Below are 23,708 nucleotides of genomic sequence, written 5' to 3'. Positions count from 1 at the left end.
TCGGGCGCGATCCAGCACCTGGCCGGCATGAAGGACAGCAAGGTCATCGTCGCCATCAACAAGGACGAGGAAGCCCCCATCTTCCAGATCGCAGACTACGGCCTGGTCGGAGATATCTTCACAGTCCTGCCGGAACTGACCGAAAGACTGTGATCCGACGCCACGGCAAAATCCCCCCGGCGGGGATTTAGCGGTGGCGGACTCTCAAACAGATATGCATACTGACGATATTGATACGAACAATAGTCGCGGCACGTCGCCTGATCGCAATCGCGCCCCTGCCGCATGACTGGAGGAGAGCCCCACATGGCAAACGCACCCGCTTTCGAGGACATCATCTACGAGGTCCGCGGCCGCGCCGCCTGGATCATCATCAACCGCCCCAAGGTCTACAACGCCTTCCGCGGCCAGACGCTGGAAGAGATGATCCGGGCGCTGCACCTGGCCGGCAACGACAAGGACGTGGCCTCGATCGTCATCACCGGCGCCGGCGACAAGGCGTTCTGCACCGGCGGCGACCAGTCCGCGCATGAGGGCAATTACGACGGCCGCGGCGTCGTCGGCCTGCCCATCGACGAGCTGCAGGGCTTGATCCGCGACGTGCCGAAGCCGGTGATCGCCCGGGTGAACGGCTTTGCCATCGGCGGCGGCAACGTGCTGGCGACGCTCTGCGACCTGACCATCGCCTCGGAAAACGCCATGTTCGGGCAGGTGGGTCCCAAGGTCGGCTCGTTCGACGCCGGCTGGGGCACCTGCCTGCTGGCCCGCATCGTCGGCGACAAGAAGGCCCGCGAGATCTGGTATCTGAACGACCGCCTCTCGGCCCGCGACGCCATGAGCTATGGGCTGGTCAACAAGGTCGTGCCGCTGGAGGAGCTGGACGCCGCGGTCACGCAATGGACCGACACGCTGGCGGAACGTTCGCCCACCGCGCTGGCCTTTCTCAAGCGGTCGTTCAACGCTGACAGCGACTCGATCCGCGGGATCTCGAACCTCGCCCTGCACGCGGTCAAGCTGTATTACGCGACGCCGGAATCGCAGGAAGGCGTCAATGCCTTTAACGAGAAGCGCAAGCCCGATTTCTACAGCTTCGTGGAATAAGCGGGACCTGCCATGGCACCCTTGCGGATCGGTTCGCACGACATCGCCGGCCATCTTCCCGCCGGCGCCCGCATCTGGATGCACGCCTGTTCGGGGGAAAGCGCGCTGATCCGCGACGGGCTGGAGGCCGCTGATCTGCGCGGCCTGACCTTTACCGGGATCTTCGTGCCCGGGCTGAACCGGCTGGGCGGGCTGCTGGCAGCCGGGGCGCGGATCGACAGCTATTTCATGATGCCCGAGTTCGCGGGAAATGACGCGCAGGTCCGCTTCCTGCCGTTCTGCTATCGCGACATCCGCCTGCATCTTGGCGCGCTGCTGCCCGATGTAGCGCTGGTCATGGTCGCCCCCCCGGATGAGGCCGGGATGTGCAGCCTTGGCCCGGTCAACGACTTCATCGCCGACATCTGGCCGCAGGTCCCGCGCATCATCGCGCATGTGAACCCGCTGCTGCCGCGGACCCATGGCCGGGCGATTCCCTACGACCGCTTCCACGCGGTGATCGAGGGCGAGGCGCCGCTGCCGGTGTCGGACCCCGGCACGGACGCGGTGTCCGCCCGCATCGCGGCGCTGGCGGCCGGGTTGATCCCCGAGGGCGCCACGATCCAGGCCGGGCTGGGCCGCACCCCAGAAGCGGTGCTGTCCGGGCTGACCGGCCACCGCGCACTGTCCATCCATTCCGGGCTGATCGGCAACTCGACGCTGGACCTGCTGAACGCCGGCACCCTGCGCGCCGATGCCCCGATCCTTGCCGGGGTCGCCATCGGCAGCGCCCGGCTTTACGACGCCGTGGCCCGGCCCGAGTTCCGCTTTGCCCCGCCCTCGGTCACCCATGACATCGCGCAGCTGGCGACGATGGGGCGTTTCGTGACCATCAACTCGGCCATCGAGGTGGATCTGGCCGGCAATTCCCATGCCGAGGCCACGCCCAGGGGGCCGGTCTCGGGCCCCGGCGGGGCGTCGGATTTCGCGGCCGGTGCCCGCGGCCTGCAGGGGCTGCGCATGGTGGTGCTGCCCGCGACCGCGGCCGGCGGCCGGATCAGCCGCATCGTCGCCCCCGGTCGGGCCAGCGGCCCCGTCTCGCTGGGACGGTTCGATACCGATGTGGTCGTCACCGAATACGGCATCGCCGATTTGCGGGCCGCCAGCCCGGCCGAGCGCCGCGAAAGACTGATCGCCATCGCCGCGCCAGAGCATCGGGACCGGCTGGCGGACGGCTGATCCGCCCCTTGCCCGGACTTGCGGGCCCCCGCCACACGAAAGGAAACCACATGATCGAACGCAGCCTGTTCAACGAGGAACACGAGCTTTTCCGGGCCACGGTCCGGCGCTTCGTCGAAAAAGAGATCACGCCCTATCACGCGCAATGGGAAAAGGACGGCATCGTCCCGCGCGAGCTGTGGCTGAAGGCCGGCGAGCAGGGCCTGCTGTGCTGCACCGTGCCCGAGGAATATGGCGGGCTGGGCCTCGACTACCTGTTCGACGTGGTGGTGTTCGAAGAGCTGTGGCGCGCCGGCGCCTCGGGCCCCGGCTTCCTGATCCACACCGATCTGGTGGCGACCTATATCCTGTCCTTCGGGACCGAGGACCAGAAGCGCAAGTTCCTGCCCAGGATGGTGACCGGGGAATGGATCGGCGCGCTTGGCATGACCGAGCCGCATGCCGGTTCCGACCTCAAGGCCATCCGCACCCGCGCCACCCGCGACGGCGATGATTTCGTCATCAACGGGCAAAAGGTGTTCATCTCGAACGGGCAGCACGCCGATGTGCTGGTCTGCGCCACCAAGACCGACCGCGACGCCGGCGCCAAGGGGGTGACGCTGTTCCTGATCGAGGGCGACCGCGAGGGCTTCCGCCGCGGCCGCAACCTGGAAAAGCTGGGGATGCACGCACAGGACACGTCCGAGCTGTTCTTCGACAACGTCCGCGTCCCGGCCGCCAACATGCTGGGGGCCGAGGGCGACGGCTTCGCCCTGATGATGACCAAGCTGTCGCAGGAGCGGCTGGCCCAGGCCATCCGTTCCGCCACGGTGGCCGAGACGATCATCGAATGGACGCTGGACTACACCACCCAGCGCGAGGCCTTCGGCAAGACCATCTTCGATTTCCAGAACACCCAGTTCAAGCTGGCGGAACTCAAGACCCAGGCGACGCTGGCCCGGGTGTTCACCGACAAATGCATCGAGCTGTTCATGCAGGGCAAGCTGGACCCGGTCGATGCGGCGATGGCCAAGATGTACACCACCGAGCTGCACTGCAAGGCGGCCGACGAATGCCTGCAGCTGTTCGGCGGCTGGGGCTACATGTGGGAATACCCGATCTGCCGCGCCTATGCCGACGCGCGGATCACCAAGATCGCCGGCGGCTCGATCGAGATCATGAAGACGATCATCGCCCGCGCCATGAAGGCCGAGCACGAGCGGCGGTAAGGGGCGGCCCCGGGGCGCGCCGCTGCGCCAGTCCCGGGGCACCTGCCTGCCGAGGTGGCCTTGGCGCACCGCCGCCATGACCGCAAGCAACGGTCCCGGACACCCCACACCCTCCTGAGCCGCGCCCCTGAAAGCAGAGGGCGCCGCCGGAAGCGGGGCCCCATGCGGCCGATGGCGTTCCGGCGGTCAGCCGCGGTTCTTGAGAATCTCGGGCTGCACCGCGCGGTGAAAGCCGTTGTATTCCGGGATGTTGGTCGCCGGATAGTTCTGGGTCCAGGTCTGCCGGCGGTTGGGGGCGCCGCCGTCGACGCGCAGGCAGCTGCCGGTCACATAGGCCGCCGCCGGCGACAGCAGATAGGTGATCGCGGCCGAGATTTCCGATTCGGTGCCGTAGCGCGGCAGCGGCACCTGCGCCGGATAGGCCAGGATGCGTTCGGTGATCTCGGGGGTGTACTGGTCGAACCCCGAGGACGCGATTCCCCCCGGCGCCACCGCATTCACCCGCACCCCCGAATGCGCCCATTCGCAGGCGGCGGTTTCGGTCAGCGTCCACATCCCCCCGCGCGAGGCGCCAGAGTGCCCCATCTCGGGCCAGCCGTTCCAGATGTCGGCGATCACGTTGACGATGGCGCCGCCGTTGGCCTCCATCCAGCGGTTGTAGATTTCCCGCATGAAGATGAAGCCGCCGGTCAGGTTGTTGCGCACCACCGCCTCGAACCCCTTGGTCGAGATGGTCCTGAGCTCGGCGCGGTATTGCCCGCCGGCGTTGTTGACCAGCGCGTTGATGGCGCCGAAACGTTCGAGCGTCTGGTCGATCACGCCGATGACCTGGGCTTCGTCGCGGATGTCGCAGGTGGCGGTGTGGACCTTGCCGCCGTCCTCGGTGATCTCTTGCCGGACGGTTTCCAGCTTGTCGGGGTTGCGGCCGACGATCACCACCTGCGCGCCCAGATGCGCCAGCTCGTGCGCGGTGCAGCGCCCGATGCCGCTGCCGCCGCCGGTGACGATGATGGTCTGGTCCTTGAACAGGCCGGGTGCATATACGGAATTATAGGGCATTCGCATCTCGCTGGTGCTGCGGCGGGCGCAAGGCCGGCCTGTTGACATTTTTCCCGCCGCGGGGCTGAAGCATACCGTGCGCTTGTATACTATATTGCCCCGATGACGACGCAACGGTTATTTGCCCCGCTCCGCCCCGGTTGCCGCATCACAGTCCCTGCCCGGCGCGGCGATAAAGCCGCTCGCTATAGACCGACAGCAGCAGGGCCAGCCCCGCCACCGCGCCGCCGGCCACGCCCAGCCAGTCATAGCCCAGCCCGGCCACCACCAGCCCACCCAGGGCGGACCCCAGCGCAAACCCCAGATAGTTCATCGTCGCGTTCAGCCCCAGCACCACCGCCCCACGTTCCGGGTTGCGCTGCATCAGCAGGATCTGCTGCGGGATCATCATGCCGCCGGCCAGCAGATGCCACAGCAGCGCCTGCACGATCAGCAGCGCCCCCGGCAGCGGAGCGACGCCGATCAGCGGCAGCGACAGCACCGGCAGGATCACCAGCTGCGAGCCGATCGCGATCCTGCGCGCCCGCACCGCCCCCAGCCGCTGGGTGACGCGGCCCATCATCAGCCCGGCCACCACCCCGCCAGCGCCGAAGGCCCCGACCGTCAGCCCGACATTGCCGCCGTGCCGCATGACCAGCGGCGCGATCAGCCCATAGCACAGGATCAGGGCGCAGGCGTGCAGCGCCATGATCGACACCGCCGCCAGCGCCCTCAGGTCGCGTCCCGCATCCAGCAGCGTGCGCAGCGAGGTGACGGGGACCACCACCCGCCGGGGCAGCGTCCACCACAGCCCGGCCGCCGACAGCACGCCCAGCCCTGTCACGGTCAGGAACGCGGCGGGCCAGTCCAGCTGATGCGCGATGACCACGCCCAGCGGCAGCCCGGCAGCCTGCGACAGCTGCAACCCGGCAAAGACCAGCCCCAGCGCCCGGCCGCGCCGCGGCTCGGGCACGGTGGCAAAGACCACCGATGCGGCGACCGGCGTGTAAAGCCCGCCGCCAAAGGCCGCCAGCGCCCGCGCCGCCAGCATCACCTCGAACGAGCGGGTAAGGGCGCAGACCAGCGCCGAGGCCACCACCATCGCCAGGGCGGCAAGCAGCAACCGCCGCCGCCCGATCGCCCCGGTCGCCGAAATCAGCAGCGGCGAGCCGATGGCATAGGCGCCCGCATAGATGGTGAACAGCAGCGCCCCCTGGGCCAGGCTGACGCCCAGCCCGGCGGTGATCTCGGGCAGGATGCTGACGACGATGAAGCCGCTGGTGCCGACCACAAAGTTCCCCGTCGCCAGCAGGACGAGGGCCAGCGGCGATGCGGGGACCGGCTCATCCCTGCCCGGCCCGGCCGCACCCGCCACGCTGCCGGCCTGCCCGCTGGCGGGGCGGGGGTTTGGGGCTGCGCCGGATTGGCTCACCCGCAGCGCACCGGCCGGGGCCCCTGCATGGGCGTCCTGCGGGTTGACCGGATCGTCCATCTTTCTCCACCCGTCCGCTGCCGGAGACTCTCGCATATCATATGCTTATTGGTAATATATTGGTATATCAAATGACTGCCGCCGTGGTGGGGACCGCCTTCAACCCTCCCTCATAGGCAAAGCCCAGCTGCCCCGGGTCGGCGGTGTCGCGACCGATCCCGATGCCCGGCGCATAGAGGATGCTGTCCCGCTCATCACAGCTTTGCGCGATCTCGGGGATGCGCAGCGCCAGCGCCCTTTCGGGACGGACCGCCACCCCGCTACCCCGCCGCCGGGGGCGTGGCGCCGTCGCCGCCCAGCCGATCCCAGAGCGCCTGCGGAAGCCCCCAGTCGCTCCAGATCTCGCGGCTGTTCTCGCCCGGCGCCGGGGTGGTGCGGCGCAGGCTGCCGGGGGTGCGCGACAGCCGCGGCGCGGGCGCGGGGTGGACCAGCCCCCCGAACCGCTCATGGACCGCGCGCGCCCGCATCTGCGGATGCTCCCACGCCTCGGTTATGCTCAGCACCGGAGAGAAACAGGCGTCGCGCCCCGCCATCGCCGCTTCCCACTCGGCGCGGGTCCGCTGCCGGAAGCGGTCGGCGAAAAGCCGTTTCAGCGCGGGCCAGTTCGCCCGCTCGGCGCGGTCGGGAATCGTGGCCGGGTCAAGTCCCAGCACCTCGAGCAGCGCGGCGTAGAACTGCGGCTCGATGGCGCCGACGGCGACATGCTTGCCGTCCGCCGTCTCGTAGCAGCCATAGTCCGGCGAGCCGCCGTCCACGATGTTGTCGGCCCGCCGCTCGGTCCAGATTCCCTGCTGGGTAAAGGCCATGAAGGCCGACATCAGATGCGACACCCCGTCGATCATCGCCGCATCCACCCGCTGCCCCCGGCCCGAGCGTCGCGCCTCGTGCACCGCGGCCAGGATGCCAAAGGCCAGATACATCCCGCCGCCGCCCAGATCGGCAACCAGATTCAGCGGCGGCGCCGGCGGGCGGTCGGGATAGCCGATGGCGTGCAGCGTCCCGGTCAGCGCCAGATAGTTGATGTCGTGCCCCGCCTCCATCGCCATCGGGCCGTCCTGCCCCCAGCCGGTCATCGAGCCGTAGATCAGCCGCGGATTGGCGGCGGCGCAGGCGTCATAGCCCAGCCCCAGCCGGTCCATCACCCCCGGCCGGAACCCCTCGATCACCACATCGGCGGCCGAGACCAGCGCCACCGCCGCCTCGCGCCCCGCCGCCGATTTGAGGTCCAGCGCGATCGAGCGCTTGTTGCGGTTGTAGAAATCATATTCAGGCGGCAGCAGCGGCTGGCCGGGGCGGTCGACGCGGATGACGTCGGCGCCGAAATCGGCCAGCAGCCCGCCGGCGAACGGCCCGGGCCCTTGCCCCGAAAACTCGACGATCCGCAGATCGGACAATGGTCCGGTCATGGTGGCTTCCTCCTCCCTGCGGGCGGACGGCCGCGGAACGGCGGCGTCGCGCCGGATATTTTTCGCCTCGCCACCCATCCCGGGATGAAATCGGTGCTTGCGTTTTATATTCGCTTTCATACAGTAACAATGCGAAATAAATCTGACAAGCCACGCAATATCCGGTCCGCCGGCCCAGAACCGCAAGTCCCGCTGGAAAGAGGGAAGCTGCCGGCTCTGCGCGCCCGGCCGCCGCGAAGAGCCGGCACCCGCCACGTCGACAAGCGATTCGGGCAGGAACAGGGGGAGAGGAGAGCAGATGCAGGGAACGTTGCTGTTGAAACAGGCCGTTCACCACAGCCGCCAGGGCGTCGCCACCCTTTGCGGCACCCGCAAGCGGCTGTGGCACGAGCTGGGCGACCGGGTTCCGCGCATGGCAGCGGCGCTGCACCGGCTGGGCGTGGCGGATGGCGCGTTTGTTGCCACGCTGGCGATGAACTCGGACAATTATCTGGAACTGCCGCGCCCTGGGCGGGCGGTTGTTTCGCGCCGATGAACATCCGCTGGTCGGCGCAGGAAAATCGTTATGCGTTGCGCGACTGCGACGCGGTGATCCTGCGCGTCGACGACGCTTTCGCCGAACAGGGCCAGCAGCTGCGCCGGGATTTCCCCGGCCTGCGCGCGGTGATCCACATCGGCGACGCGCCCATCCCCGAGAGTATGCTGTCCTATGAGGAGCTGATCGCCAGCCACGAGCCGATGGAGGATGCCGACCGCAAGGGCGACGACCTCTATGCCGTTTTCTACACCGGCGGCACCACCGGCCAACTGGACCGGCCCGCGCAGTAATTCCCTCTCGTCCTGCGCGGACGGCGGGCGAGCCCCTCGGGGCTCGCCCTTCTTGCTGCGAGGGCGGCGGATCGCCTGTCCCGCCCGAAGATGCGGGCCCACCCATGCGTCCCCGGCCGCGAGTGCGGCGCAAGCCCGAAGGCCGCCGCCATCACGGCGACGGCTGCGCTCAGATATGGTCGGTGGGGCGGATCACCACCTCGGCCAGCGCGACGCGGCGGGGGCGGGTGAGGATATGGGCGATGGTCTCGGCCACGTCCTCGGGGTGCAGGTATTCCACCTCGGACAGGGCCCGCGACAGCCGCGCCTGCGCCGCCGGGGCCTGATGCTCGAACAGTTCCGTCTGCACCGCCCCCGGCTCGACCACCGAGACCCGAACATTGCGCCGGGCGAACTCTTGCCGCAGCGCCTCGCTGAAGGCGGTGACCCCGAACTTGGTCGCGTTATAGACCCCCGCCGTCCTCGACGCCACGCGGCCGGCGATCGAGCTGATGTTCACCACATCGGCCACGCCCCGCGCGCCCTGCGCCGCCTGAACCAGATGCGGCAGCGCCGCCTTGGTGGTCGCCAGCAGCGCCATCAGGTTCAGGTCGACCATCTGTTCCCATTCCGACAGCGGCCGGTCCAGGGCATCGCCGTTGAGCATCACCCCGGCCGCATTCACGAGGATGTCGAGCCGTCCCTCGGCTGCGACCGCATCCGCCACCACCTGCGCGGGCACCCCGCGTTCGGCGATGTCGGCGGCCAGCACCCGCGCCGTGCCGCCGGCCGCGGCGATTCTTTCAGCCAGCTGGGCCAGCCGCTCGGCCCGCCGGGCGACCAGCACCACAAGGGCGCCCTGCGCCGCCAGCTCGACCGCGGTCGCCGCGCCGATCCCGCTCGAGGCGCCGGTCACCAGCGCCACATATCCGTCCAGCTTCCCCGCCATCCGCTCCTCCTCGTTGATCGCTCGCCTTCTTTCCCGGCGGCCGCTAGGCCCGGGCCGCGTCGCGGTGGAACACCACCGCATCCTCCACCCCGGCCCGGCCGGCACGGGCGCGGTTCGCCTCGACCGCCGGGTCCTCGTAGCCGAACGAGATGCCGAAGATCAGCCGATGCGTCTGCGTCAGGCCAAGGTGGTCGCGGATGATCCCCGGATAAAGCCCCAGCGCCCCCTGCGCGCAGGAGGAAATCCCGCGCGAGGTCAGCAGCAGCATCAGCGTCTGCGCATAGATGCCCAGATCGACCGCCTCGCGTTCCTCGAACGTGTGGTGCAGGAAGATCAGCGCCGCATGGGGCGCGCCGAAGAAATCGAGGTTGCGGCGATAGGCCCAGTCCCGGCGCGGGCGGTCGTGCCGGTCGATCCCCATCGCACCGTAAAGCTGGACGGCGGCGTCGATCTGGCGGGCGCGATAGATCCCTTCGAACTTGCGGTCGGCAGGGAAATCCGGGTCCGGGGGAATCCCGGCCTCGGCCGCCGCCACCATCTTGTCGCCCAGGCTGCGCAGGCTGGGCCCGGACAGGACATGGGTGATCCACGGCTGGATATTGCAGTTCGAGGGCGACAGCTGCGCCAGCGCCAGCAGCTCGCGCAGCCTGTCCTGCGGCACCTCGTCGGGCAGATAGCCCCGTACAGAGCGGCGCGTGGCCACGGCTTCGTCGATGCTCATCATCCCCGGTTCCCCCCTAAAGCCCGCTGCGGGCCGCGATCTCCATCCCGCGGCGAGCATAGGCGGCGGCAAGCCGGCGGCCAACCTGCGCGGAATCGGGCAGCGTGCTGTTGCCCAGTTCGCCGCGATAGGCGACGCCGGCGCTGCCGACCGCGGCGCGGAACATCGCAAAGATGCGGTGGAAATCGCTCAGCCGTTCGGTGGTGCCGGCGGCGGCGTAGTAGCCTTCCAGATAATCCGCCTCGGCCGGGATTCCTTCGGCCGCCAGCTCGATGCCCAGCAAGCCGCCGTTTTCATCGGGGGCCATGTGCCAGGCCTGCGTATTGAAGGCGACATCGACCAGCGGATGGCCGAGGGTCGAAAGCTCCCAGTCCAGCACGCCGATGACGCGCGGTTCGGTCGGGTGGAACATCAGGTTGCCGATCCGGCAATCGCCGTGGCACAGCGCCAGCAGCTCGCTGTCGGGGATGCGGTCGCCCAGCCAGCCCAGCATCCGGTCCAGCGCCGGGTTGTCGTCGTCGCCCTTGCGATACTGCTGCCAGAGTTGCGACCAGCGGCTGATCTGGCGCTCGAAGTAATTCCCCGGCCGCCCGAAATCGCCAAGCCCCGCCGCACGGAAGTCGAGGCTGTGGACCGCCGCCATCGTCGCGGCCATGGAGCGGTAGATCGCCCCCCGCTGCTCCGGGGCCAGCCCGGGCAGCGCGTATTCGGTGAAGATGCGGCCGTCGAGCCACTCCATCAGGTAGAAGGGGGTGCCCAGCAGGCCCGGGTCCTCTTCGTAATGATAAAGCTGCGGGACCGGCACGGCGCTGCCCTGCAGCGCGCCCATCACCCGGAACTCGCGGTCGATGGCATGGGCGGATTTGGCCAGCTTCATCCCCGGCTGCTTGCGCAGCACCGCCCGCCAGCCGTCGGCGGTGACGAAATAGGTCGGGTTCGACATCCCGCCCGAGGTGGGCGCCACCGTCAGATCGCACACCTCGCGCCCCAGGAAGCCGCCAAGAAAGCCGCGCAGCGCCTCGGGGTCGAAATCGGCCGCCGGGGTTGAGGGGGGCGCGCTCATTCCGCCCTCCGGCCGCGGAAACCGAACAGCTTCTGGGCGATGCGGCGCTTCTGCACCTCTTCCGAGCCCTCGGTGATCTTGTAGCGGCGGTGGTGGCGGTAGATGTGCTCGAACGGCATGTGCCGGGAATAGCCCAGGCCGCCATGCACCTGCATGGCGAAATCCGCCGCCCGGCAGACCAGGTTGTTGGCCAGGTAGTTGCAGATCGACACCTCGTCCGACATCGTGGCCGGGTCCTGCCGGTCCATCTTCCAGGCGGTGCGGAAGACGTAGTTGCGGATCACCTCGCATTCGGCGTGCAGTTCCGCCAGCGGGAACTGGATCGCCTGTCGCGAGGAAAGGGATTCGCCGAACAGCACCCGTTCCCTGGCGTATTTCACCGCCTCCTGGATGCAGTAGCGGGCGGCGCCGACGCTGCCTGCCGCCTGGCGGATGCGGTTTTCGTGGATGAACATCATCGCGATCTTCAGCCCCTCGCCCTCGACATGCAGGATGGCGCTGTCGGGGACGCGGACATCCTTCAGCTCGACCTCGGAATGGTCGGTGGGCATGTTGAAGGTCCAGTGGTTCATCACGATGCGGTGGCCGGGGGTGTCGGTCGGCACGATGAAGGCGGTGATGCCGCGGGCCTCGCCGGGGTTGCCGCTGGTGCGGGCAAAGACCAGGTTCGCCTGCGCGCGGCCGACCTGGCTGTTCCAGCGCTTGCGGCCGTTGATGACCCAGTGGTCGCCGTCGCGGACCGCCCTGGTTTCCAGCCAGGTCGCGTCCGAGCCGTGGCGCGGCTCGGTCAGCGCAAAGCTCAGGTGGCGCTCGCCGGTGATGATGCCCTCGATATAGACCTGCTGGTCCGCGGTCCCGTATTTCGCGATGGCGGGCACGATGGGGAAGTTGCCGACGACCGAATTTTCATCCTGAAGATCGTTGTGCAGCCCCAGCCCCTTGGCGGCCAGATGTTCGCGGATCGCCGCGTTCATCAGGTTGCCGGCCGCCTGCCCGCCGCAGCTTTCCGGCAGGCACAGCCGCAGATGCCCGGCCTTGTCGGCCCGGCGCTCCATCTCCGTCAGCAGCGCGCGCCATTCCTTGCTGGGGGCGCCGTCGTTTTCCCAATCGGTGCGGTAATATTCGCGCCGGTGGTCGAAGAACCTGGCGTTCTCGCGTTCCAGCGGCCTGATCTCGGCCTCGATGAAGGCGTCAAGCTCGGCGAGCTTGTCGGTGATGGCCTGCGGCAGTTCGAAATCCATGTGACTGTTCCTGCGGGTTTGAGGAATGCGGGGGCCGACCGTCGCCAGCCGCCTGCGCGAAGCTTTGACCGCGGCGGGGTCCGCCGCCTGTTCGTCGGGCGGCGGGACCGCCCTGCCGGACGCACGCCGCCTGCAGAGATGCGGGTGGGGCCGGATCGAATGTGATATACTAGCTTACGATACTGAAGCATGGCGGAATTGCCGCCGTCAAGCCTTGCATCCGCCCCATGCGAAACCGCCGCACCGGGGCGCGGCCGGTCCGGCGGTCAGTAGACGAACTTCCCTGCCGGGTGGGTGGCGGAGATCCCCCCGTCCACCGGCAGCAGCTGCCCGTCCATATAGGCCGAATCGTCCGAGGCAAGGAACGCCGCCACCGCCGCCATGTCGTCCACATGGCCCGGGCGCTGCAGGGGAGTAAGCTTGCCCAGCCGGTCCTCTTTCCCCGCGGTCCGCGCCCAGTCGAACATCGGCTTGGTCAGGCCGGTCTCGGTCAGCCCCGGCAGGATCGCGTTCACCCGCACGTTGCGGCCGGCAAAGGCGCAGGCCGCGGTCATGGTCAGGTGGTTCACCGCCGCCTTGGCCGCCCCGTAAGCCTCGGTGCCGCCGCGGGCCCGCAGCGATCCGGTGGAAGAGTTCAGGATGATCGAGCCGCCGCCATGCTCGGCCATATGGCGCCCGGCCAGCTTGCAGGCGATGAAGGCCGGGACCACGTTGTCGCTGAACATGGCCTGCCACTGCGCGACGGTCTGTTCCAGAAACGGGGTGACGGAATCGGTGTTCCCGGCATTGGCGAAAAACACCTCCAGCCCGCCCAGTTCCTGCACGCAGCGGTCGATGGCGCCCTGCATGGCGGCCTCGTCGCCGGCGTCGGCGACATGGGCGATGCAGATGCCGCCCGCCGCGCACGCCAGCTCGGCGGTTTCCTGCAGCGGCGCCTCGCGCCGGCCCACTGCCATGACCAGCGCGCCCTCGGCCGCAAAGCGCAGCGCGCTGGCGCGGCCGATCCCGCTGCCGGCGCCGGTGATGATGGCCCTGCGGCCCTCAAGTCGTTTCACGCTACCTCCTCCCGGACCTCTCTCCCCGGTCCGCATATCGGGATCAGTGTGAAGTTTAGCTATCATAAAGTAAACAAGCTTTCGATATTGCGCACCGCGCTTGCCATGTTAGTTTGCATGGTTATCATCCTGCGAACCGCAAACCCCCGGCAAAAGAGGCGATTATGCTGCAAGACCCCGTGCTTGTGGACGACACCCATCCGCGCGTGACCGTGATCCGGCTGAACCGCCCCGAGCGGCTGAATGCCTTTGACGACGCCGCAGTCGATGCGTTCTTCGCCGCACTCGACGGGATCGGCCGCTCTGACGCCAGCGCCGTCATCGTCACCGGCGAGGGGCGCGGCTTCTGCGCCGGCTTCGACCTGAATGCGGCGGCCGAAACCGGCGAGGATCCGGTCGCGACCGCCGCCTATTGGACCGGGCGGCAGGAACATTTCGCCCAGCTGGTCACCCGGCTGCGGGCGCTGCCCCAGCCGGTGATCGCCGCGGTCAATGGCGCCGCCTGCGGCGCGGGGCTGGGGCTGGCACTGGGCTGCGACCTGCGCATCTGCTCGGACCGGGCAAGGTTCAACGCCGCCTTCATCAAGGTGGGGATGACCAGCTGCGATATCGGGGTCAGCTATCTGCTGCCTCGCGCCATCGGCACCTCGCGCGCGTTCGAGATGATGCTGACCGGCCGCATGGTCGACGCCGACGAGGCCGGGCGCATCGGGCTGGTCCACAAGACCACCACCGCCGCGGGGCTGATGCCCGCCGCCATGGAACTGGCCGAGACCATCGCCGAGAACGGCCGCCTGAACACCTGGCTGACAAAGCGCGGGATGTGGGCCAATCTCGAGGCCGGCAGCCTTGCCGCCGCGATCGAGCTGGAAAACCGCAGCCAGATCCTGATGCAGGGCACCGGCAATCTTGAGCGCGTGGCAAGGGCGCGCGGGTTTCTTTGAACATTCCCAACCGGAAGGACGGCAGCATGACCATGAACCGCAGCTGGGTGCTGGACAGCTATCCCGAGGGCCCGGCGCGGGCCGACAACTTCCGGCTGGTCGAGAACCCGGTCCCCGAACCCGGTCCGGGCCAGATCCTGGTGCGCACGCTGTGGCTGTCGATGGACCCCTATATGCGCGGCCGCATCAGCCCGGCGAAGAACTACACCGCCGGCGTTCGCCCCGGCGAAACCATGCACGGCGGTGGCGTGGGCGAGGTCATCGCCTCGAACCACCCCGGCTGGCAGGTGGGCGAGCTGGTCGAATCGATGAACCTCGGCTGGCAGGAATATGCGGTGATCGCGCCCGATCAGGGCGGCACCGCCGCCGCGAACCGGGTGCTGCCCGACGCGCCGCCGCAGGCTGCGCTGTCCTGGCTGGGGATGCCAGGGCTCACCGCCTATATCGGGCTGTTCGAGATCGGCCGGCCGAAGCCCGGCGACACGGTGGTGGTGTCCGCCGCCTCGGGCGCGGTCGGGCAGATCGCGGGCCAGATCGCCAAGTTGATGGGCGCGCGGGTGGTTGCGGTGGCCAGCAGCGACGACAAGCTGGACTACTGCCGCTCGATCGGCTTCGACGCCGGGATCAACTATCGCACCGCACCGGACCTGGGTGCCGCCGTCGCTTATGCTTGCCCCGAGGGGGTGGATTTCTTCTTCGACAACACCGGCGGGCCGATCCACGATGCGGTGCTGGCCAATCTGGCCAATTTCGCGCGCGTGGCCATCGTCGGGCGCATCGCCGTCATCGACAAGCCCGCGTCCGAGGATATCGGCCTGCGATCGAGCGCCCGGCTGGTGGTGACCCGCGCCACCGTGCAGGGGCTGGTGGTCTTTGACTGGTGGCACCGCCGCGACGAGGCCTTCGCCCGGCTGCTGAAATGGCACCAGCAAGGGCATCTGCAATTCCGCGAGGACGTGCTGGAGGGGATCGAAACGGCGCCCGAAGCCTTTCTGCGGATGATGTCGGGGCGCAACCACGGCAAGCAGCTGGTGCGGCTGTAAAACGCACGGCGGGCCGGGTTGTCGCCCCGGCCCGCCCTTGCGCGTGCAGCCTGCCGGGCCGAAGGCCGCTCAGGATGCGCCCTTGTCCCCGTCGCGTTTCCGGCCGATCTTGTAGACCACGCTGGCGTTCACCGATGGCACGCCGTCCGCGGTCAGCACGCAGCGGCTGAACAGGATGTTGCGGGTGCGGCGCAGGATCTGGGGCTGCGCCTCGACCCATTGCCCCAGCACCACCGGCGCAAAATAGTCCAGCGTCATCGAGATCGTCGGATTGACCTCGCCCAGATCCTCGCGGCGGCTGATCGGGGTGATGTTCATGTCGGCCAGCGTCGCCAGAACCCCGCCGTGGCACATGCCGCCGCGATTGAGGTGCCGGCGATGCACCCTGAACCCGATCGCGGGCGCATCCTCGTCCAGACGCACGTAATAGGGACCCGAAAGAAGCTCTGCCTCGGAACAGGGGTTCAAGGGCACAAAGCCGGGGGGCGGATTGTTCGCCTCCCGGTCGTCGGCCGCCTGCGGCTCGTCGCGCATCTGCGTCAAATCATGTTCATCCCGCCCGAGACCGAGATGGTCTGGCCGGTGATGAACCCCGCATCATCCGAGGCGAGGAAAGCCACGATGCCCGCGTAATCCTCGGGCTCGCCCATGCGGCGCAGCGGGATGCCGCGGACCATGGCGTCCTTCCATTTCACCGCATCCTCGCCAGTGCCCAGCACCGAAGCCATCATCGGGGTGTTGGTCGGCCCCGGACAGACCGCGTTCAGCAGCACGTTGCTGCGCGCCAGTTCCCGCGCCATCGACTTGGTGAAGGCGATCACCCCGCCCTTGCAGGCGGAATAGACCGCCTCGGTCGAGGTGCCGACGCGGGCCGCGTCCGAGGCGATATTGATGACCCGGCCGCCCTTGCGGCCGACCATATGCGGGCAGACCGCCTTGTGGGTGTTCAGCGGGCCGCGCAGGTTGATGGCGATGATCTTGTCCCACAGGTCGCTTTCGGTCTGCAGGAACATCGCGGGCTTGTCCCAGCCGGCGTTGTTCACCAGCACCCAGACCGGGCCGACTTTTTCCTCGACATCGGCGACCGCCGCGTTGACCGCGGCCTCGTCCGCCACATCCAGCCCGTAGACCTTGACCGTGACGCCGCTGGCGCGGGCCTCGGCGGCGGTATCCTCGGCCAGCTCGGGTTTCAGGTCGAAGATGGCGACGTTGTAACCTTCGTTGGCAAGGCGCAGGGTGATGGCACGCCCGATTCCCTGCCCGCCGCCGGTGACGATGGCGGTTCTGCTTGTGCTGGACATTGATCTCTCCTCCGATGGCAGGGCCCGGCATCCGACTGGGGGTCCTGTCCCGGCCGCATGAATTTAACACGGATACGATATGCTAGCATACAATTGTTGGCAACAGTATTTTCCGCCATGACCCCGCGCGGCGCTTTACAGATATAGTTTACGTAAATACCATAAGTAAGCAAACGAAATTGGACCCAGGGCCATGGCAGCGCGCCCCGGCCCGCCGTCCCCGAGGAGGAGGAAGCCATGCGCCCATCCAGCAAGGTGATCGTCAGCTGCGCCATCACCGGCTCGATTCACACCCCGACGATGAGCCCGCATCTGCCGGTCAGCGCCGAGGCCATCGGCACCCAAGCCATCGACGCCGCCCGCGCCGGCGCGGCGATCCTGCACCTGCACGCCCGCGTCGAAGGCACCGGCGCGCCGTCGCAAAAGCCCGAGGACTACGCCCGCTTTCTGCCGCGCATCCGCGACAACTGCGATGCGGTGGTCAACATCACCACTGGCGGCGGCCTGGGCATGTCGCTCGAGGACCGGCTGGCGCCGGCGCTGGCCTTTGCGCCGGAACTCGCGTCGATGAACATGGGCTCGCTGAACTTCAACATCTCGGGGGCGGCACGCAAGATCAAGGAGTTCCAGCACGACTGGGAACGCCCCTATCTGGAGATGACGCAGGACTTCATCCTGTCCAACACCTTTACCCAGATCGAGCGCGGCATCCGCGCCCTGTCGGAACAGGGCACCCGCTTCGAATATGAATGCTACGATGTCGGGCATCTGTACAACCTCGCGCATTTCCTGGATCGCGGATTGGTCGATGGGCCGCTGTTCGTGCAGGGCGTGTTCGGCATCCTTGGCGGCATCGCCGCCGAAACCGAACATCTGCTGCACATGCGCCGCACCGCCGACCGGCTGTTCGGCGACCAATATGTGATGTCGGTGCTGGCGGCGGGCCGTCACCAGATGCCGATGGCGGTGACCAACGCCACGCTGGGCGGCCATGTGCGCGTCGGGCTGGAGGACAGCATCTATATCGCCAAGGGCGAGCTGGCGCGGTCGAACGCCCAGCAGGTCGAAAAGATCACCCGCATCCTGAACGAGCTGTCGATCGAGACCGCCACCCCCGATGAAGCCCGCGCCCTGCTGGGCCTGAAAGGAGCCGCCCATGTCAAGTTCTGAGATCCGCGCGCAAAGCCCCTACAAGCCCGACCTGCTGGCGGGCAAGCGCATCCTGGTCACCGGCGGCGGCACCGGGCTGGGGCTGGAAATGTCGCGCGGCTTCTCCGCGCTTGGCGCGCATGTCTTCATCTGCGGCCGGCGCGAGGAGGTGCTGGCCGAGGCCTGCAAGACCATCGCGGCCGAGGGCGGCGCGGCCGACTACCTCATCACCAATGTCCGCGACCCGGAAAGCGTCGATGCGACGGTGGCGAAGATCTGGGACAGCGGCCCGCTGACCGGGCTGGTCAACAATGCCGCGGCGAATTTCATCGCGCCGACCGAGACGCTCAGCCCCCGCGGCTATCAGGCGATCACCCAGACGGTGATGGACGGCTCGTTCTACGCCACGCTGGCCTGCGGCAAGCGCTGGATCGCCGGCGGGCTGCCCGGCACCGTGCTGTCGAACCTGGTGACCTGGGTCTGGACCGGCTCGGCCTTCGTCACGCCGTCCGCCATGTCCAAGGCGGCGATCCAGGCGATGACCATGTCGCTGGCGGTCGAATGGGGGCCGAAGAACATCCGCCTGAACGCGATTGCGCCCGGGCCGTTCCCGACCCCGAACGCCTGGGAAAAGCTGAACCCGATCCCCGGCTCGTCGGTGGGCGCGACGCAAAAGGAAAAAGTGCCGCTGCGCCGCTTCGGGCAGATGCATGAATTGCGCGCCCTGACCGCCTTCCTGATGTCAGATGCCTGCAGCTATATCAACGGCGCCACCATCGCCGTGGATGGCGGCCACCATCTGGCCGCGCCCTCGACCTTTGCCGATCTCTCGGACATGAGCGCCGAGGACTGGGCGGCGGCGCGCGAGGCGCTGCGAGCTTCGGCCGAAAAGGAAAAGCAGGGCCGCAAGGCCTGATCGCGTCACAAGGAAAGCCCGCCGACCGGCGGGCTTTTTCATTCGCGCTTTCAGCCGGTCAGGCGCTGCCGGGCTGGTTGTAATAGTCGGCGTAGGTTTCGCGCAGATCCATCTTGCGGACCTTGCCGGTCGCGCTCAGCGGGAACGCGGCGATCTGCACCACGTCGTCGGGCACCCACCATTTCGCCACTTGCGCACCGATCAGCTCGAGGATGGCGCGCGTATCCAGCACCGCGCCCTCGCGCAGCTGCACGATCAGCAGCGGCCGTTCCTGCCATTTCGGGTGGTTGACCGCGATGGCCGCCGCCTGCACCACGTCGGGATGGCTGGCCGCGATCTTTTCCAGATCGGACGAGCTGATCCACTCGCCCCCCGACTTGATCAGGTCCTTGTCGCGGTCCACGATCTTCAGATAGCCGTCGGGGTCGATGGTGGCGATGTCGCCGGTCACCAGCCAGCCGTCGCTGTCCAGCGCGCAATCCTCGGGGTGGTTCAGATAGCCCCGTGCCGCCCACAGCCCCCGGACGCGCAGATGCCCGCGGGTGGTGCCGTCGCGGGGCAGGACATTGCCCTCGTCATCGACGATCCTGATCCGGGTCAGCGCGGTCTGGCGGCCGTCCTTCAGCAGATAGGGCATCCGCTCTTCCAGCGGCAGGTCGGCGTGCAGGCTGAGCAGCGCCCCCGAGGTGCCGAACATGCATTCGGTCATCCCCCAGCTGTGGGTGGTGGCGATGCCATGGTCGTGCAGCCAGGCGATCAGCTTGGGCGCCGCGCCGGCGCCCGAGGTCACCACGGATTCCAGCCGGCCCAGATCCAGCTCGTTCGCGCGGATATGCTCAATGATGCCGGTCAGGATCGAGGGCACCATGGCGGCGCAGGTCACGCCTTCGTCCGCGATCACCCGCTGCAGGTTTCCCGGCGACAGGTTGCGGCCCGGCAGCACCAGCGGAACGCCGGCGTAAAGCGCGCCGAAGGGAAAGTTCCAGGCGTTGGAATGGAACATCGGCGCCACCGCCAGCAGCACCGGCTTGCCCCGCCGCGTCGGCGGCAGCCACCCCATCGAGGTGAAGGTCATCGTCTGCAACACCGTGGCGCGGTGCGAATAGACGACGCCCTTGGGCAGCCCGGTGGTCCCCGAGGTGAAGCAGATGGTCGAGGCGGAACGTTCGTCGAACTCGGGCCACTGGAACTGGTCGGGTTCCGCGGCCAGCCAGTCCTCGTAGGATTCAAGCGCCAGCGGCCCGCCGTCGGGCAGGTTTTCGCGCGGCTCGAGCACCACGAAGTGACGGACCTGCGGCAGCTTCCCGGCCAGCTCGACCGCGCGGGGCACGAGGTCCGCGTCAAGGAACAGCACCTCGGCCCCGCCCTCGTTGATGATGTATTCCAGATGCTCGGTGGTCAGGCGCGGGTTGACGGTATGGATCGGACAACCCATCCCGGTCGCGCCATAGAAGATCTCCATGTGCCGATGCGTGTTCCAGGCCAGCGTGGCGACCCGCTTGCCAAGGCCCATGCCCCGCGCCGTCAGCGCATTGGCCAGCCGCTTGCTGCGCCGGTTCATGTCCAGAAAGCTGTAGCAGTGGCGCTGACCGGCCAGATCGTAAGACACGATTTCCGTCCGCCCATGCGCCTCGGCGCCATGCTCGTTGATCGCCGAGATCAACAGCGGCAGGTCCATGCTCAGACCCATGAGATGTGACATCGCTTTCCTCCCGCCCGCGGGCCTGTTGCCACGGACCAACTTCTTCAGGTCACAGCCAGGGCCGGGCGCCTACAGCTCGAACAGATGGGCGTTTTCCTCGGCCGCCATAGCGGCGCTGGTGCCGCCGCCCCTGATCTCGCCCTTCGCCATCACCACGAAGCGGTCGGTGACCGCCCGGATCAGCGCGTGATGCTGCTCGACCACCAGGATGCCGGTGCCGCTGGCGCGCACCTTCAGCAGCGCCTCGGTCAGCACGTCGACCAGCACCGGGGCCAGCCCCTCGGTCGGCTCGTCCAGCACCAGCACCTCGGGGTTGGCCATCAGCGCCCGACCGATGGCCAGCATCTGCAACTGCCCGCCCGACAGCGCCATGCCCGGCTGGCGGGCGCGTTCGCGCAGGACCGGGAACAGGTCGAAGACCCCTTCCAGCGTCCAGTCGCCCTTGCGGCCGGTCGCCAGGCTCATGCACAGGTTTTCCTGCACCGTGAGGTTGGGCAGGATCATCCGCCCCTGGGGCGAGAACGACACCCCCAGATGCGCGGCGCGATAGGCGGGCAGCCGGTCTATGCGGGTGCCGGCGACGCGGATCTCGCCGCCGAAGACCCGGGTCTGGCCGAAGATCGACAGCAGCAGCGTCGATTTGCCGGCGCCGTTGCGCCCGACGATCCCCACCGATTCGCCGCGATCGACCGACAGCGACAGGTTGCGCAGGATCGTGGCCTTGCCATAGCCCGAGGTGAGGTCCGAGATTTCCAGAAAGCTCATGCTGCGGTCCCCAGATAGGCGGCGACGACCTGCGGATTGGCGCGGATCTCGGCGGGCGTGCCGGTCGCCAGATGGCGGCCAAGGTCAAGGACGGTCACCACGTCGGACAGCGCGAACACCGCCTCGACATCGTGCTCCACCACCACGGCGGCGATGTCGCGCTCGGCCGCCAGCTTGCGCAGGTGCCGAAACAGATTGGCAGTTTCCTCGGCCGACAGCCCGGCGCCGGGTTCGTCCAGCAGCAGGATGTCGGGCATCCCGATCAGCCCCAGCGCCACGTCGACCCGGCGCTGCACGCCGTAGGCGGCCCGCGCGGCTTCGAGATGCAGCACCTCGCGCAGGTCCATGGTGTCGATGATCGCGCCCAGGTCGGGTTCGTTCAGATGCGCCGCGACCAGATCGAGCTGTTCGAGGATAGTCAGCCCGGGAAAGATCGAGGTCTTCTGGAACGACCGCGCCATGCCGTCCTTGCGGCGCCGCTGGATGCTGTCGCCGCTGATGTCGCGGTCCTTGTAAAAGATGCGTCCGGCGCTGGGACGGCGCTTGCCGACGATGGCATCCATGAAGGTCGATTTCCCGGCGCCGTTCGGCCCGATGATGGAATGGACCTGCCCGCGCCGGCCCAGATCGACCGAGATGTCGGTCAGCGCCTTGAAGGCGCCATAGGCGACCGTCAGATTCTCGACGCGGATCATGCCCGCCCCCCTTTCCGGCCGAGCAGCCGCAGCGGGTGCAGGATGCCCTTGGGAATGAACAGCATGACCAGGATCACCGCGATGCCGGTGAACAGCTGCGAATAGCCCAGCGCCCCGAACTCGCTGATCGCCCAGGTATAGATGACCCCGCCCATGACCGGCCCGACGACCGAGGACACGCCGCCGGTGATCGCTGCCAAGAGCGCGTTGGTCGAGGTGATGATGCTGAACATCTCGGGCGAGGCAAAGCCGGTGGCCAGCGCCTGGATTACCCCGGCGACGCCCGCGGCCAGACCCACCCCGGCAAAGGCGAAGACCCGCGGCCAATAGGTGTCGAAGCCGGAAAACCGCATCCGTTCCTCGTTTTCCTTGATGGCGCGCAGGCGGACCCCGAAATGCGAGCTCGCGACGATCAGGAACAGGCCGGCGATCACCCAGGTCGCGGTCCAGATCAGCGGCCAGACCTGCCCGGTGTCCAGCAGGTCCACGGCGTCGATGCCGAACACCCGCCCCTCGGGCATGAACAGCAGCCCGTCGCTGCCGCCGGTGGTCCTGCGCAGGCTGGGCAGGGCGACAAGGTGGCGCATCAGCTCGGCCAGCGACAGGCAGATCATCATGAAGGCCAGCGGCTTGACGCGGATGACGATGGCGCCGACCAGGAAGGCCGCGGCCAGCGTGACCAGCAGCGCCACCGCCGCCGCAGCCATCGCGGGAAACCCGAAGCTGTTGACCAGGATCGCGCAGGCATAGGCCGCAAGCCCGTAATAGGCGGCGATCCCGAACAGCACGAAACCGCATTGATGCATGATGAAGGCCACGCACAGCGCCAGGATCCCAGTGATCAGCCCGTTGTTCAGCATCGACTGCAGATAGCCACCCTCGAGATAGCCGGGCAGCAGGAAACCGGCGAGAAAGACGGCCAGCGCGACACCGCCCAGCACGGGCCAGCGCATTGCCGAAACCGGGCGGCGGGACAGGGGAAGGCTGGTCATTCCGCGCCTCCTCCGAAGTTGAGGCCCTGCGGGCGCCAGACCAGGATCGCGACCAGCATCAGATAGGGCAGCAGCACCGAAATCTCGTGCAGGTAGACGGTGCCGAAGGTCTGCACGAAGCCAAGGATCAGCGCGGCGAAGATCGCCCCCCAGATCGAGCCGGTCCCCCCGATCACCACCACGATCATGCAGGTGATGATCATCGCCACGTCCATGCCGGGGTCGATCGACAGATACGGCCCGACCAGCACCCCGGCCAGCCCGGCAAACGCGGTCGAAAGCATCGAGATCAGCAGGCTCAGCCGGTTGGCGTTGATCCCCATCATCGACGACACGTCGGGCGCATGGCTGACGGCGCGGACGAACATGCCGGTCCGGGTGGCGTTCAGCCAGACCGCTAGCGCGACCACGGAACACAGCCCGACTACGGTGATGAACAGCCGATAGACCGGATAATCCGCGCCGAAGATCTTGACCGAGGACGCCAGCAGCGGCGGTGCCGCCACCGACAGCGGCGTGCCGCCATAGATGCGAATCACGATCTGCGCGATCACGATGCCGATGCCGAAGGTGATCAGCGCCACCTCGATCTGCTGGCGCCGCTCCAGCGGCCGCAGCACCGCCAGCTCCAGCAGCACGCCAAGGACCGACATCAGCAGCGGCACGATCACCAGCGCCGCCCAGAAGTTCATGCCCGAGGCGATGGTGTAGCCCAGATAGGCGCCGACCATGTAGATGGCGCCGTGGCCGAAATTCATCACCCGCCGCAGGCCGAAAATCAGCGCCAGTCCGCTTGCCATCATGATATAGAGTGACGAGACTGCCAGCGCGTTCAGGATCAATGTGGGTATCATTCCCGCCCCTCCCAAAGCGAAAAACTCCCGACCGGCCGGACTGCCTGC

The 23,708-nt window shown here is 68.0% G+C and carries 25 protein-coding genes and 1 pseudogene; 10 read left to right on the top strand and 16 right to left on the bottom strand.

The features are described 5' to 3' along the window. From BUB57_RS16625 to BUB57_RS13320, 4 genes and pseudogenes are all read left to right on the top strand, one after another. Positions 1-153, top strand: a pseudogene (locus tag BUB57_RS16625) (electron transfer flavoprotein subunit alpha/FixB family protein); the annotation flags it as partial. A 153-nt stretch (positions 154-306) separates the two neighbouring features. Beyond that, on the top strand, positions 307-1,101 hold the full coding sequence (locus BUB57_RS13330) for an enoyl-CoA hydratase-related protein (protein ID WP_073067836.1): 795 nt from the start codon (positions 307-309) through the stop codon (positions 1,099-1,101). 12 nt (positions 1,102-1,113) lie between these two features. Next, a complete protein-coding gene (locus BUB57_RS13325; protein ID WP_073067834.1) occupies positions 1,114-2,319 on the top strand; it encodes an acetyl-CoA hydrolase/transferase family protein in 1,206 nt (401 codons plus the stop codon). Positions 2,320-2,369: 50 nt separating this feature from the next. Beyond that, the gene (locus tag BUB57_RS13320; RefSeq protein ID WP_073067831.1) at positions 2,370-3,527 is read left to right on the top strand and encodes an acyl-CoA dehydrogenase family protein; all 1,158 of its coding nucleotides are present in this window, start codon (positions 2,370-2,372) and stop codon (positions 3,525-3,527) included. A 186-nt stretch (positions 3,528-3,713) separates the two neighbouring features. On the opposite strand, the gene BUB57_RS13315 is transcribed toward BUB57_RS13320, so the two are convergent. The 4 genes from BUB57_RS13315 to BUB57_RS13300 all read right to left on the bottom strand — a co-directional run bounded on the left by BUB57_RS13315 (position 3,714) and on the right by BUB57_RS13300 (position 7,463). Then, complete coding sequence (locus BUB57_RS13315; RefSeq protein ID WP_073067829.1) at positions 3,714-4,586, bottom strand: SDR family oxidoreductase; 873 nt, start codon at positions 4,584-4,586, stop codon at positions 3,714-3,716. A 148-nt stretch (positions 4,587-4,734) separates the two neighbouring features. Then, positions 4,735-6,057 carry an MFS transporter gene (locus tag BUB57_RS13310; RefSeq protein ID WP_073067827.1) on the bottom strand — a complete coding sequence of 441 codons (1,323 nt, stop codon included), beginning with the start codon at positions 6,055-6,057 and terminating at the stop codon, positions 4,735-4,737. A gap of 67 nt (positions 6,058-6,124) precedes the next feature. Beyond that, positions 6,125-6,313, bottom strand: a complete 189-nt coding sequence (locus BUB57_RS13305) for a hypothetical protein (RefSeq protein WP_200796457.1) — start codon at positions 6,311-6,313, stop codon at positions 6,125-6,127. A 4-nt stretch (positions 6,314-6,317) separates the two neighbouring features. Continuing rightward, positions 6,318-7,463 carry a CaiB/BaiF CoA transferase family protein gene (locus tag BUB57_RS13300; protein ID WP_073067853.1) on the bottom strand — a complete coding sequence of 382 codons (1,146 nt, stop codon included), beginning with the start codon at positions 7,461-7,463 and terminating at the stop codon, positions 6,318-6,320. A gap of 298 nt (positions 7,464-7,761) precedes the next feature. Between BUB57_RS13300 and BUB57_RS16800 the strand changes: the two genes are divergently transcribed. Together BUB57_RS16800 and BUB57_RS16795 are read left to right on the top strand one after the other, a co-directional pair. Beyond that, positions 7,762-7,998: a hypothetical protein gene (locus BUB57_RS16800; protein WP_084732152.1), complete on the top strand. Its 237-nt coding sequence runs from the start codon at positions 7,762-7,764 to the stop codon at positions 7,996-7,998. After that, positions 7,995-8,291 carry an AMP-binding protein gene (locus BUB57_RS16795; protein WP_084732151.1) on the top strand — a complete coding sequence of 99 codons (297 nt, stop codon included), beginning with the start codon at positions 7,995-7,997 and terminating at the stop codon, positions 8,289-8,291. The genes BUB57_RS16800 and BUB57_RS16795 overlap by 4 nt, the downstream gene beginning before the upstream one ends. Positions 8,292-8,460: 169 nt before the next feature. On the opposite strand, the gene BUB57_RS13290 is transcribed toward BUB57_RS16795, so the two are convergent. The 5 genes from BUB57_RS13290 to BUB57_RS13270 form a co-directional block, all read right to left on the bottom strand. Beyond that, the gene (locus BUB57_RS13290; protein WP_073067823.1) at positions 8,461-9,219 is read right to left on the bottom strand and encodes an SDR family NAD(P)-dependent oxidoreductase; all 759 of its coding nucleotides are present in this window, start codon (positions 9,217-9,219) and stop codon (positions 8,461-8,463) included. 43 nt (positions 9,220-9,262) lie between these two features. Further along, on the bottom strand, positions 9,263-9,943 hold the full coding sequence (locus BUB57_RS13285; protein ID WP_073067821.1) for a nitroreductase: 681 nt from the start codon (positions 9,941-9,943) through the stop codon (positions 9,263-9,265). Positions 9,944-9,956: 13 nt separating this feature from the next. Continuing rightward, the gene (locus BUB57_RS13280; RefSeq protein ID WP_073067819.1) at positions 9,957-11,003 is read right to left on the bottom strand and encodes a phosphotransferase family protein; all 1,047 of its coding nucleotides are present in this window, start codon (positions 11,001-11,003) and stop codon (positions 9,957-9,959) included. Beyond that, a complete protein-coding gene (locus tag BUB57_RS13275) occupies positions 11,000-12,244 on the bottom strand; it encodes an acyl-CoA dehydrogenase family protein (RefSeq protein WP_073067817.1) in 1,245 nt (414 codons plus the stop codon). Before BUB57_RS13275 ends, BUB57_RS13280 begins: the two co-directional genes overlap by 4 nt. 266 nt (positions 12,245-12,510) lie before the next feature. Continuing rightward, complete coding sequence (locus BUB57_RS13270; RefSeq protein ID WP_073067815.1) at positions 12,511-13,299, bottom strand: SDR family NAD(P)-dependent oxidoreductase; 789 nt, start codon at positions 13,297-13,299, stop codon at positions 12,511-12,513. A 164-nt stretch (positions 13,300-13,463) separates the two neighbouring features. Here BUB57_RS13270 and BUB57_RS13265 point away from each other — a divergent pair, with 164 nt between their 5' ends. Both BUB57_RS13265 and BUB57_RS13260 read left to right on the top strand, forming a co-directional pair. Then, positions 13,464-14,243, top strand: coding sequence for an enoyl-CoA hydratase-related protein (locus tag BUB57_RS13265; protein WP_073067813.1), 780 nt, complete (start codon positions 13,464-13,466; stop codon positions 14,241-14,243). Positions 14,244-14,269: 26 nt separating this feature from the next. Next, positions 14,270-15,286, top strand: coding sequence for an NADP-dependent oxidoreductase (locus BUB57_RS13260; protein ID WP_073067852.1), 1,017 nt, complete (start codon positions 14,270-14,272; stop codon positions 15,284-15,286). Between the two features lie 69 nt (positions 15,287-15,355). Here BUB57_RS13260 and BUB57_RS13255 read toward each other — a convergent pair whose 3' ends face one another. Together BUB57_RS13255 and BUB57_RS13250 are read right to left on the bottom strand one after the other, a co-directional pair. Then, the gene (locus BUB57_RS13255; RefSeq protein ID WP_073067810.1) at positions 15,356-15,820 is read right to left on the bottom strand and encodes a PaaI family thioesterase; all 465 of its coding nucleotides are present in this window, start codon (positions 15,818-15,820) and stop codon (positions 15,356-15,358) included. A 5-nt stretch (positions 15,821-15,825) separates the two neighbouring features. Continuing rightward, on the bottom strand, positions 15,826-16,587 hold the full coding sequence (locus BUB57_RS13250) for a glucose 1-dehydrogenase (RefSeq protein WP_073067808.1): 762 nt from the start codon (positions 16,585-16,587) through the stop codon (positions 15,826-15,828). A gap of 237 nt (positions 16,588-16,824) precedes the next feature. On the opposite strand from BUB57_RS13250, the gene BUB57_RS13245 reads away from it, so the two are divergent. Beyond that, positions 16,825-17,757 (top strand): 3,5-dioxohexanoate:acetyl-CoA acetone transferase, encoded by a 933-nt coding sequence (locus BUB57_RS13245; protein ID WP_073067806.1) that lies wholly within the window; start codon positions 16,825-16,827, stop codon positions 17,755-17,757. Continuing rightward, positions 17,744-18,652 (top strand): SDR family oxidoreductase, encoded by a 909-nt coding sequence (locus tag BUB57_RS13240; RefSeq protein WP_073067804.1) that lies wholly within the window; start codon positions 17,744-17,746, stop codon positions 18,650-18,652. Before BUB57_RS13245 ends, BUB57_RS13240 begins: the two co-directional genes overlap by 14 nt. A 58-nt stretch (positions 18,653-18,710) precedes the next feature. Here the strand turns inward: BUB57_RS13240 and BUB57_RS13235 are convergent, their stop codons facing one another. The 5 genes from BUB57_RS13235 to BUB57_RS13215 form a co-directional block, all read right to left on the bottom strand. Next, positions 18,711-20,354 (bottom strand): AMP-binding protein, encoded by a 1,644-nt coding sequence (locus tag BUB57_RS13235; RefSeq protein WP_073067802.1) that lies wholly within the window; start codon positions 20,352-20,354, stop codon positions 18,711-18,713. 69 nt (positions 20,355-20,423) lie between these two features. After that, positions 20,424-21,119, bottom strand: a complete 696-nt coding sequence (locus tag BUB57_RS13230; protein WP_073067800.1) for an ABC transporter ATP-binding protein — start codon at positions 21,117-21,119, stop codon at positions 20,424-20,426. Next, positions 21,116-21,814, bottom strand: a complete 699-nt coding sequence (locus BUB57_RS13225) for an ABC transporter ATP-binding protein (protein WP_073067798.1) — start codon at positions 21,812-21,814, stop codon at positions 21,116-21,118. The genes BUB57_RS13230 and BUB57_RS13225 overlap by 4 nt, the downstream gene beginning before the upstream one ends. Continuing rightward, positions 21,811-22,806, bottom strand: coding sequence for a branched-chain amino acid ABC transporter permease (locus BUB57_RS13220; RefSeq protein WP_084732149.1), 996 nt, complete (start codon positions 22,804-22,806; stop codon positions 21,811-21,813). The genes BUB57_RS13225 and BUB57_RS13220 overlap by 4 nt, the downstream gene beginning before the upstream one ends. Then, positions 22,803-23,660 (bottom strand): branched-chain amino acid ABC transporter permease, encoded by an 858-nt coding sequence (locus BUB57_RS13215; protein WP_073067794.1) that lies wholly within the window; start codon positions 23,658-23,660, stop codon positions 22,803-22,805. The genes BUB57_RS13220 and BUB57_RS13215 overlap by 4 nt, the downstream gene beginning before the upstream one ends. Between the last annotated feature and the right edge of the window lie 48 nt (positions 23,661-23,708).

The organism is Paracoccus solventivorans, assembly GCF_900142875.1.
GTDB lineage: Bacteria > Pseudomonadota > Alphaproteobacteria > Rhodobacterales > Rhodobacteraceae > Paracoccus > Paracoccus solventivorans.
Note: the sequence above shows the minus strand (reverse complement) of the source record. Positions and strands in the feature narration are given on the sequence as shown.